The sequence below is a fragment of the Limosilactobacillus sp. DJ3M12 genome (genome assembly GCF_947381695.1).
In the GTDB taxonomy this organism is placed as follows: Bacteria; Bacillota; Bacilli; order Lactobacillales; family Lactobacillaceae; genus Limosilactobacillus; species Limosilactobacillus kinnaridis.
In genome coordinates this window covers 60,700-70,494 of sequence record NZ_CANCWY010000007.1, presented here as the reverse complement: position 1 = coordinate 70,494, position 9,795 = coordinate 60,700, and the positions used below count along the sequence as shown (strand labels likewise).

Annotated in this window: 13 protein-coding genes; 1 reads left to right on the top strand and 12 read right to left on the bottom strand. The window is 35.3% G+C overall.

Going from position 1 to position 9,795, the window contains the following annotated elements; all coding sequences use genetic code 11:
* The first annotated feature begins 576 nt into the window (after positions 1–576).
* Positions 577–1,224 carry a VTT domain-containing protein gene (locus tag QOS06_RS05625; protein ID WP_013923980.1) on the top strand — a complete coding sequence of 216 codons (648 nt, stop codon included), beginning with the start codon at positions 577–579 and terminating at the stop codon, positions 1,222–1,224.
* Here QOS06_RS05625 and QOS06_RS05620 read toward each other — a convergent pair.
* The 12 genes from QOS06_RS05620 to comGA form a co-directional block, all read right to left on the bottom strand.
* Complete coding sequence (locus QOS06_RS05620) at positions 1,192–1,845, bottom strand: TIGR01906 family membrane protein (RefSeq protein WP_003671875.1); 654 nt, start codon at positions 1,843–1,845, stop codon at positions 1,192–1,194. The two genes, QOS06_RS05625 and QOS06_RS05620, sit on opposite strands and share 33 nt — an antisense overlap.
* Entirely contained in the window at positions 1,829–2,599 is a 771-nt protein-coding gene (locus QOS06_RS05615; protein WP_003671876.1) for a TIGR01457 family HAD-type hydrolase, read from the bottom strand. Before QOS06_RS05615 ends, QOS06_RS05620 begins: the two co-directional genes overlap by 17 nt.
* A gap of 8 nt (positions 2,600–2,607) precedes the next feature.
* Positions 2,608–3,144 carry a YutD family protein gene (locus QOS06_RS05610; RefSeq protein ID WP_003671878.1) on the bottom strand — a complete coding sequence of 179 codons (537 nt, stop codon included), beginning with the start codon at positions 3,142–3,144 and terminating at the stop codon, positions 2,608–2,610.
* Positions 3,145–3,163: 19 nt separating this feature from the next.
* Positions 3,164–3,772, bottom strand: coding sequence for a metallophosphoesterase family protein (locus tag QOS06_RS05605; protein WP_283595625.1), 609 nt, complete (start codon positions 3,770–3,772; stop codon positions 3,164–3,166).
* A 114-nt stretch (positions 3,773–3,886) separates the two neighbouring features.
* The gene (locus tag QOS06_RS05600; protein ID WP_003671880.1) at positions 3,887–5,083 is read right to left on the bottom strand and encodes an acetate/propionate family kinase; all 1,197 of its coding nucleotides are present in this window, start codon (positions 5,081–5,083) and stop codon (positions 3,887–3,889) included.
* A 13-nt stretch (positions 5,084–5,096) separates the two neighbouring features.
* Positions 5,097–6,107: a class I SAM-dependent methyltransferase gene (locus tag QOS06_RS05595; RefSeq protein WP_349496568.1), complete on the bottom strand. Its 1,011-nt coding sequence runs from the start codon at positions 6,105–6,107 to the stop codon at positions 5,097–5,099.
* A 237-nt stretch (positions 6,108–6,344) separates the two neighbouring features.
* A complete protein-coding gene (locus QOS06_RS05590) occupies positions 6,345–6,665 on the bottom strand; it encodes a ComGF family competence protein (RefSeq protein WP_225429531.1) in 321 nt (106 codons plus the stop codon).
* 107 nt (positions 6,666–6,772) lie between these two features.
* Entirely contained in the window at positions 6,773–7,063 is a 291-nt protein-coding gene (locus QOS06_RS05585) for a hypothetical protein (RefSeq protein WP_271901044.1), read from the bottom strand.
* The gene (locus QOS06_RS05580; RefSeq protein WP_168240225.1) at positions 7,050–7,484 is read right to left on the bottom strand and encodes a hypothetical protein; all 435 of its coding nucleotides are present in this window, start codon (positions 7,482–7,484) and stop codon (positions 7,050–7,052) included. Before QOS06_RS05580 ends, QOS06_RS05585 begins: the two co-directional genes overlap by 14 nt.
* Positions 7,481–7,792: a competence type IV pilus major pilin ComGC gene (comGC, locus tag QOS06_RS05575; RefSeq protein WP_003667658.1), complete on the bottom strand. Its 312-nt coding sequence runs from the start codon at positions 7,790–7,792 to the stop codon at positions 7,481–7,483. Before comGC ends, QOS06_RS05580 begins: the two co-directional genes overlap by 4 nt.
* Positions 7,792–8,862, bottom strand: coding sequence for a type II secretion system F family protein (locus QOS06_RS05570; RefSeq protein ID WP_283595623.1), 1,071 nt, complete (start codon positions 8,860–8,862; stop codon positions 7,792–7,794). The genes comGC and QOS06_RS05570 overlap by 1 nt, the downstream gene beginning before the upstream one ends.
* Entirely contained in the window at positions 8,780–9,757 is a 978-nt protein-coding gene (comGA, locus tag QOS06_RS05565) for a competence type IV pilus ATPase ComGA (protein ID WP_085719263.1), read from the bottom strand. The genes QOS06_RS05570 and comGA overlap by 83 nt, the downstream gene beginning before the upstream one ends.
* Between the last annotated feature and the right edge of the window lie 38 nt (positions 9,758–9,795).

Here is a 9,795-nt window from a genome sequence, read left to right as displayed (position 1 = left end):
TTCAAATCACATCGTGATTGAAGACCCTACACATTTGATTCGTCGAAACTTTGTTCAGTTTTCAAAGGTCTACCTGTTGGCCAATCAAGCAGCCAATCAACATTGTTATTATAACATATATTAGATTAGCTTGTCAAGAAGAAATTTTAATTAATTTTGAATTTCTTTTTGATTGATAACTCAATCAGCAACTTTATTAATATATCATGTCATCAAGTAGATGTCAACAATTATTTTTAACTTTTTGTTAACCATCTCAACAGCACTTAACTGCTTTGACAACGATAACTACTATACATGGATTTCACTCCCTCGTCAACACTTTTTTTGATTTTTATTTATTTTTTTCGTTTGCTTTACCATTCTTATGATAATAAACGTTATTCAGCCTTTTCAAAAAGGGTGCAATGATCCTTTCGTCATTGACTATGAATGAACTAGTCTCACACAACTAATTTATACTTACAATAAATATATTTTTCAAAAATTATTAAAAGTTTTAAACGCCCCTTCACAACATTTTTCTATCTTGCTACACTTTAACAGTATTATCTTATTACACAAAGGAGAATTACTTTGGCAACTCTTATTGATTTTATATTACACATTGATGTTCATCTAATTCAGATTGTTAATCAATTCGGCGATGCAACTTATTTAATTTTATTCGCTATTATATTTATTGAAACTGGTGCAGTCATAATGCCATTTCTACCTGGAGATTCCCTTCTCTTTGCTGCAAGTGCACTAGCTGCTGACCCACGTTATCATCTTAATATTTGGATTTTTATTTTTATTTTCTTATGCGCCTGTTTGGGTGGAGACTCCCTTAACTTTTTAATTGGTCATAAGATTGGTAAAAGTCTTTCTAATCATTCACTTTTTGGTAAATTGATTGATAAAGATAGTCTAGAACGTGCCGAAGCCTTCTTTGAAAAGCATGGTGCGCCGGCTATTATTCTCGCCCGTTTTATTCCGATCATTAGAACATTTGCTCCATTTGCGGCAGCAGGTTCTGGTTTCCCCTACAAGCAATTTATTCGTTATAGTGTAATTGGCTGTGTTATCTGGGTAGCACTTTGTTGTGGATGTGGTTACTTCTTCGGTAATCTTCCGTTCGTTCAAGAACACTTCTCTGTCATCATTCTTGCAATTATTGTGGTTACGTTAATCCCAGCCGTTGTCGGAGCATTACGTTCGCGTTTTGTTAAAGAAGATGCTTAACATAAGCTTTATCCATCCCCAGATCAAAAGTAAGATTATCAATATAAATCCTAACCATAATCCAAATAGTACTGTAAAAAAATTTTCAGGCATCAACAATATGATTGGCGTTGTTCGTGGATCAAATAGCCAATCCATATTGCTAAAGAAAAGATAATGAAATTTAATAAAAAGGACATCGAAATTTGTTATCCCCATAAACCCACTAAAGAGCAATAAAATAAATAACATCTGAAACGGTAAAATCAGGCGCCAGAGCTGATTTTGCCGTTTTTGTTTTTTCAATCTAAACACTAACAACGGGAGCGAAACCACCATCACAGCTTCATTCAATAAAATCAAATGTTTTACGTCTTCAAAATGGTGAACTGCAGAAGGGGCAATTGGTAAATATCTTAGTTCGAGGACTCGCTGGGTCGGAAGCTGGATATATTTAATGACACTTCCATAATCAGCTATTAATTCAGAGGCAGATAATCCTAGGAGGTGCTTAGGAATTGTTATAAAAAAAGGTGAGATATTAATAACGATAAAAAGAGCAATACTAATTGCAACAACTAAACTAAGTAGTGTCAATAAGATTGCTCTTCCCCACTGAATAAATTCAAATTTCCCATTCATCAAGATTATTCACCTTATATGTTGGCTGGATTTTTTCTTTTATAACTTCTTCTGGACGCGATAAACCAGTATAAACTAATAAACTATCCATTCCAACATTAATTGCTGCTTCAATATCAGTATGATAGTTATCGCCGACCATAATTACCCTTTCTTTAGGCAATTTAACTCTTTCAAGTGCCATTTTCATAATTATTGCTTCTGGTTTACCAATCATCACAGGTTTCACTTGAGTTGCATATTCTACTAGCTTTACAATCGAACCTGCTCCGGGAACCATCCCTCGTTCATTAGGCAAATTACTATCAGCATTGGTCCCAATAAATTTAGCGCCATTTCGAATTAACAAGACTGCTTTTTCAAGCTTCTCATAAGTAACCTTCGTATCTAATCCTACAACAACATATTCAGGTTGATCATCAGTCAAGATAAACCCTCGCTTTTCTAAAGCCAACTTTAATCCTGACTCACCAATAACATAAATTTTACTTTTTATCGGCGCCATTGACCGTAAATAGTCAGCAGTTGCGATTGCTGTTGTGTATATATTTTCCGCCGTAACATTAATATTATGATTTTCACGGAGGTTTTCAGCGACAAAATCTGGCGTTCTGGTACTATTATTTGTTACAAACAAGACCTCTTTCTTGGCATCTTGTAGTCGTTTGATAAATCTTCCGGCTGCTGGAATTTGCTTTTTGCCCTTATAAGTCGTCCCATCTAAATCAATAAAATATCCTTGATAATCTTTCATCGTTTGCCTTAGCTCCTCTTTTTTCGTTGATGAATCACAAATTTTTGCCGATGACCGTTTTTTACACGTTCTGCACGCTGATTATGCCGTTGACGCACGTTCGGTTGTTTAACCTGCCGTCGCCGTTCATGAATGACTGGCGTAGTTTTCTTTCGACGCTGACGGTAACTGTGCCGTGGAATACAAACATCATCATTGTGAAGGATAAAATACGCACAGCCAAAATTACAATACTCAAATAAATAATCCTCAATCGTATCAGCACCCAATTCTGGTTCAAATAAGGGATTATCATCATTATAAAAACCTTTTAAGCGTAATTGGTCATATCCCCAATCTCCAACGATATAGTCATATTTACTCAGAACACTGCTAAATCGTTCTGCGAATTTTTCTGAATTAAAACCGTCACGGTAGTCCTTTACTAATTCGTAGGGATGTCCATTAACGGTAAAATGTGTCTGGTCTTTTTTTTCAATATGATAGATTAAAGATCGTTGCTCTTCACGCTGATCAATATAATCTTGAATCTTAGCTCTATTCATCTTTTCCACCTTCTTTTGATTATTTTTGTCCTAGATACTTCATAGCTTTTTGCGCTACGATTTCTTCTATTTCATGAAAATTCAGCGGAGCTCCAAATTTAGGCTTATTTTCAAGATAGTCTAATTCGGGAGCATCCACGCCTACATTTATATTTTCTTTAATGGGAACAGAATAGTGGTGAATATGGCCATGAAGGTTAATAATTTGCGGTGCTATTCCTAACATAAGAGGATAATGAGTTAAATAATACTGACGGTGATTATATTTTAATAGTACTCCCACATCATGAAACTGAAATTTAGGAAGTCCATTAAACTCATAATTATTACTTTCTAGATATTTAAAAAGGGCCCGATTATCATGATTGCCTTTTATCAGTATTAAGTGTCCATGTAATTGTAATAACACCTCAAGGATTGCTTGATAGGCATTTCGTTGAGGTTTAGTAAAGTACAGAGCAACGTCTCCTAAATGATAAACAATATCATTTTCACCAACCTTATCGTTCCAATTATTAATAATCGTTTGGTTCATCTCATTGACATTATTGAATGGCCTTGGTGCAAATTTATTTGTACCAAGGAGACTATCATGAAAAAAATGAGTATCTGACGTGCAAAACTTCATAGAGAATCTTCTTTCTTAAAAAGGCAATATAGTTATCTTAAATTCTAAAATAAAAAGAGACTAGAGACAAACATTTCTTGTCAACTAGTCATCTTTTGGCGAATTATTTAGTAATTAGTTATTTTTCTTTAAACGTTCAATGTCACGAACAATCATTAATTCTTCGTTAGTTGGAATTAATAATGTCTTAATCTTTGCATCATCAGCAGAAAGATCACGTTCAACACCATGGCAGTCGTTCTTTTCTTGATCAATCTTAATGCCAAAGTAGTCAAGCTTATCTGTGATCATCTTTCGTACTGGAACACTGTTTTCACCAACACCGGCAGTGAAGACAATGGCATCTGCGCCACCCATTTCAGCAATATATGCTCCAATGTAACGGACAATGCGGTTAACATAAATATCTAATGCAAGTTGTGCTCGGTCGTCACCCTTTTCAGCAGCTGCAAGAATATCACGCATATCTGGTGAGATACCAGAAATACCAAGCAAACCAGACTTATGGTTCAAAATATCAATCATCTCATCTGAGGATAAGTTTAGTTTACCCTGCATAAAAGCAATTAAGGATGGATCAACATCCCCTGACCGAGTTGCCATTGTTATTCCAGCAACAGGCGTAAAGCCCATTGACGTATCGAATGACTTACCATTCTTTACGGCAGTGATTGATGCACCTGCTCCAATATGCATGGTGATTAATTTAAGTTCTTCAACTGGCTTGCCTAACATTTCCGCAGCACGTGCAGATACGTAACGGTGACTGGTACCGTGAGCACCATACTTACGCGCACCATACTTCTCATACCAATCATAAGGCACACTGTACAATGCATTCATTTCTGGCATATCAACATGGAATGATGTATCAAAAACAGCAACCGCAAATGCATTAGGCAATACTTTACGGAAAGCTTTAATACCAACCAATTCTGCCGGCTCATGGAGTGGAGCATATTCTGACAATTCATCAATCTTGCTAATAACATCATCATCAATAATTGTTGAATCCTTAAAGAATTCTCCACCGGCAACAATTCGGTGACCTACTGCTGTGATTTCATCATAGCTTGCCACAATCTTTAATTCAATTAACTTATCTAACAAATAATTAACTGCGGCAGCATGATCAACAAATGGCTTATCTTCTTCATGCTTTTGACCATTACCATACTTAATCTTAGCATGGCCCATCTTTTCACCAATACGTTCAATCGTACCTTCAGCTACTACCTCTTCACTTGGCATATCAAATAATTTGAATTTAAGTGTTGAACTACCAGCGTTAACTGCAATTGTTTTTGACATTGACTTTTCTCCTTTAACGTAAATTCGTTATTACCCATTTACTGATATCATCCATGAATGAAGCAAATTTTGCTTTATCCTTAAATGAAGGAAACTCACCCAACAAAACTTTAACTGCTTGTTTGCTATCTCCACCTTGGCGCTGCAATAACAAAATTGATTTTTGCGCATTCGGATTAGCAAAAAGTTCTGCTGGCAAATTGATAAGTCCTTGTAAATAGGCAACAGACTGAATCCATTTAACAAATGATTGTGATTCTTTAGTTTGGAATAAGCTACTAGGCACTAAGAATACCCCAAATGCACCGGGCTTAAGATAATTCATAGATTGTTCAATCAACAAATGGTGAACATATGAATGACCCTCTTTAGCCCGTGTTTGATAGTTTTTGGCATTTTCATCAAGCGGATAGTAACCAATTGGCAAATCAGAAATAGCTAAATCACATTGAGAAATATCTAAAGCAGTTACAGCATCTTGATGGTACAACTTTACATTAAGGTGTTGTAATTCTGTACTTACGCTCGCAACTCCCAACATATCTTCGTCATTATCTATTCCGTAACCAACGATGTCTTTATCTCCATTTACTTTAAGCTGATTCATCACAGTCGTTAATAAATTAGCTGTCCCAACGGCTGGATCAAAAACAGTCTTAATCTCCTTGATTTTTGTAACCTTTTCAATTAAGAAAGCCATGATTAAGCCAATTGTATCAGGAGTCATTTGATGATTAGCCTGAATTGCGTCTTTTCGAATTACTTTCAAAAAACTCAGCTGGATAATTTGCCGGATAATTTCTGGCTTCACATTTTGTAAATTTAATTCTTGGTATATTTTCTGCAATTCATTTACAGTTTTTTCATCAGGAACACCGTCATCAACACGAACAGTATTATTGTCAATAATATTTTCTGCGTTTTCTAATAGCGCATCTAAATACGAACAATTTAACGCTGCTTGTAAAATTTCAGTGGCCTTATCAAAAAGCTCAAATAATTGCTGTGGTGTTTTCTGTGTCAGTGCTAGTCGCCTCCAAATAATACAATCATTACCTTATTAGTTTAACTATTATTCCTAGCAAATTCAAGATAACACTCTCATTGACCTCTTAGATTATCTTTTATTTTATTAATATAAATTGAACAAAGGTCTCGTCCCATTTCCTGATAATTTTGATAATATCGATATTGAAACAATAAAACTGAACTAATTATAAGTAGAACGGCAATACTTACAAATAAAATAGAACCCTCTTTTTTATTTTGGTGGATAAAACTTAACAATTGCACTTGCTTTCTCTCCATCCTTCCTTGTCACTTTAATTAATACGCGTTGGGAATCAAGTTGCTTAAACGAGCATTCATGATTCTTAATGTTATCTAACAATGGCATATAACCACCTTTATTTTGACACGTTAGGTATAGAGCATGGTTTTCTCTTAATTCATACTTTTGATCAGTTGTCTGACTATATAGCAATAACCAATTATCACGAACCTCCATTAATTCAAAACGATGATTGACCGATTCTAATTCCCGTAAAAACAAATGCCAAGTGATCGTTGATTCTAAATTCATTTTACCTACTTGTCTCATACTAGTAGTAACTAAACTTATATTGATAATCACTAATGAAGAAATAATTAATGCGCAAGTCGCTTCTACTAAAGTAAAGGCCCCCTTCTTCATTTTTCAACCCGACAAAGGCATCGATCATTATTATAAACAACCACCCTTTGGACCGTTGCTTTTGCGGTTAAATCACCACGGCTTAAAATAACTGATTGCTTTTTAACCGCATATAAATCACTAGCCTCTTTTCCTAACCTCGTTGCGGCCATTTTTAGCTGAAGATTTCTATTTTGTAACCACAATTGTTTTTCGCAAATAAAAAATAAATTTATCCCCATCGCTACAATAAATAAACTAATTAAACTATCTGCCATCATAAATGCTTTTACTTTAGCGTTTCTCAATTCGGTATCCTCCCCATCCTAATTGAATCTTCATGTAGTAATAGTGACCATCGATTAATGATTTAAAACGCTGGGTACAGGGGCGCGTATAGCCATTTGGCGTAAGATAAAGTTCACCAAACCACTCAACATTCAGTGTTGAGGGAATAAGGATTTCTTTTGTCTCTCTCGTTTGATCATTTATACGAAAAGTAATCATTTCGTTATTTTTGTCGTGGCGAATTACAACAAATTGATGTTTACTCTCACACTTTAATTGCGCCCACTGCCAATCTTGACGCAATGATTGCCAAAATTGTTCTTCAGCTAGTTTTTGACGCGTTTTTGTAAAATTTGGAATCGTAATTAGTAAAAGGAGGGCCGTTATTCCTAAAACAATAATTGCTTCGAGAAACGTAAACCCTTCTTCACGAAAATTCATCGCTGAATTGCCTTTCCATCAACAATTACAATTTTTTCATGATGGGCCTGCTGGACTTGCGCATCAGTCAGGTAATTTGCTTTATTCAACTCTTCTAAACTGACATTATCAGTTCCATTTTCATTTTCATATGCATCGATTTGGGTCTGAATTACGGATGTCATCGCTTTTCCATGAATACTATTAGCATGCTTTCGCTGTTGAGAGAGATTGGGCAGCATAATCAATACTAGTAGGCTAATAATAAATAAGACGATTGACATTTCGAGCAAGGTGAAGCCTGATTGTTTTTTCTTTAAAATTTTCATTAATAAACTCCTTGGAATGAATGATAGATTGGCAATAAGATACTAAGATATAAAATAACAATTATGATTGCAATAATGCTAAAGATAACTGGTTGAACAAAAATCAATAAATGTTCAATTGCAGTTGTAAGGGCCTTAAATTTTAAATTCGCGAAAACAATTAAGTCCCGTCCCATATTTTCTCTGGTCGCCCCCTTATTCATAAAAACAATTAATTCATTAGGAAGAAAAGAGTAGGTAGCCACCACTTTTGAAATATCTCCATCATGTTGAATAGTAGTCATTATTTTGTTACCAAAAATATAAAGAATTGATTTTCTATCAAAGCTCTGGGTAATTTCACAAATTTCAGCCAACGATAATCCTTGTTGCAACATTGATCCTAATATACTAGTTAAATAATATTGAAAATAATAACAATAGCATTTTCCGATTATCGGCATGGCGCAGATCTTAATTAGCCGTTGTTCCTTATTCATTTGATGCCATCTTAGCCCCTGAAATACAGCGCTAATAAAGATAATGGTAAAAAGATACGTTGCTCCTAACGTAATCATGTGAATTAGCGGCAAAGTTTGCCTCTCGCTTTGCCAGACTTTCAATTCTGGAAAAACAAACAAAATTAACCCACAAATCACCACCCCTAGCATCCCTAAAAGAATTAGCGGATATTGTAGGAGACTAAATAATTTTTTTCGTTGCTGTTCTCGTGCTGTAAGTATCTTTCCTACTTCACTCAATGTTTTTGTTAAATTACCATGCTTTTCTGCTAATAGTAACTGATAAAACAAATCATCTTTTACTTCTTGCTGTAGACTCTGGGCAAAACTCGCTCCCTTTTGCATTCGTTTATCTATAGAAGCAATCCAATGGGCTAGTTTCGGATTGACAGTCTTGATAAAACCAAGCGCTTCTTTGACAGAAAAGCCAACACTTAACAAATCTGCTAATAAAAGGAAAAAATCTGCTTGTTGCTGATGATTGAATTTAACCTTGTTGGTATTGACGTGCAGTATTCTCCGTAATTTCGCCATTTTCCACAGCCTGCTGAAGAGCTTTTGACCATTCATTAGACATTCCTCCTTTCTTGGTGCCACTAAGCAAATCACTAAATTGATGTCGATTTAATAGGTCACATAAGATGGCTTGTTCTCCATTCATCAACGGAATTAAACGCTGATAAGATACCGCCGTTAATACTTGCTGAAGATAATAAGAATCTGTCCCTAATTGTTGAAGACGAGAAACAACGCCATAAGCATTTCGAGCATGGATAGTTCCCAAAACTAAGTGACCACTTAATGCGGCTTGAACTGACATAGCCGCTGTCTGTGAATCACGGATTTCTCCAATGATAAACACATCTGGGCGATGCCGTAATCCCAATTTTAATAAACTTTCATAGTCCATCCCCGCTAATTCATTTACTTGCAATTGGATAAATCCCGGATGATCAATTTCTACGGGATCCTCAATTGTTAATACAATTTGTTTCGGCAATAGCTGTCGAGCAAGCTGATACATGGTAGTTGTTTTACCAGCCCCCATTGGCCCGGCAAAAAGAATCAAACCTCTTTGTTGACGGTACTTTTGTAATATTTCCCATTGATGAGGAACTAAAAAATTAAACCTAATATCATTAAGGGGATATATAAAGCGAATAACTAATGATTCCCTCCCTTGATAATCACCAACACTTGATAAGCGTAAATTGATCTTTTGGTGAGCATAAGTAAATTTAAAAGCGCCTAGCTGGGGTCGTCGATGCTCACTAACTGCCATATTGGCGCAATATTTTAAGTATGAGATAAAACGTTGACCATAATCACGCGTAACCTGTTTAAAAGGAAATAGGGTCCCCTTTATCGCTAAGGATAATTGATAATACCTATCATGGGGTAAGATGTATAGGTCACTCGGTTGCTTGCGAATCATTCTTATTAATTCTTCTTCAAAACTCGGCATATTTTAACCTCCCTATTATTTAAATACGGATAAATTCT

Coding starts and splice junctions, on each gene's coding strand:
- QOS06_RS05620 (WP_003671875.1), bottom strand. CDS start 1,845: ATGAATGGGAAATTTGAATTTATTCAGTGGGGAAGAGCAATCTTATTG.
- QOS06_RS05615 (WP_003671876.1), bottom strand. CDS start 2,599: ATGAAAGATTATCAAGGATATTTTATTGATTTAGATGGGACGACTTAT.
- QOS06_RS05610 (WP_003671878.1), bottom strand. CDS start 3,144: ATGAATAGAGCTAAGATTCAAGATTATATTGATCAGCGTGAAGAGCAA.
- QOS06_RS05605 (WP_283595625.1), bottom strand. CDS start 3,772: ATGAAGTTTTGCACGTCAGATACTCATTTTTTTCATGATAGTCTCCTT.
- QOS06_RS05600 (WP_003671880.1), bottom strand. CDS start 5,083: ATGTCAAAAACAATTGCAGTTAACGCTGGTAGTTCAACACTTAAATTC.
- QOS06_RS05590 (WP_225429531.1), bottom strand. CDS start 6,665: ATGAATTTAGAATCAACGATCACTTGGCATTTGTTTTTACGGGAATTA.
- QOS06_RS05580 (WP_168240225.1), bottom strand. CDS start 7,484: ATGAATTTTCGTGAAGAAGGGTTTACGTTTCTCGAAGCAATTATTGTT.
- comGC (WP_003667658.1), bottom strand. CDS start 7,792: ATGAAAATTTTAAAGAAAAAACAATCAGGCTTCACCTTGCTCGAAATG.
- QOS06_RS05570 (WP_283595623.1), bottom strand. CDS start 8,862: ATGAATGGTCAAAAGCTCTTCAGCAGGCTGTGGAAAATGGCGAAATTA.
- comGA (WP_085719263.1), bottom strand. CDS start 9,757: ATGCCGAGTTTTGAAGAAGAATTAATAAGAATGATTCGCAAGCAACCG.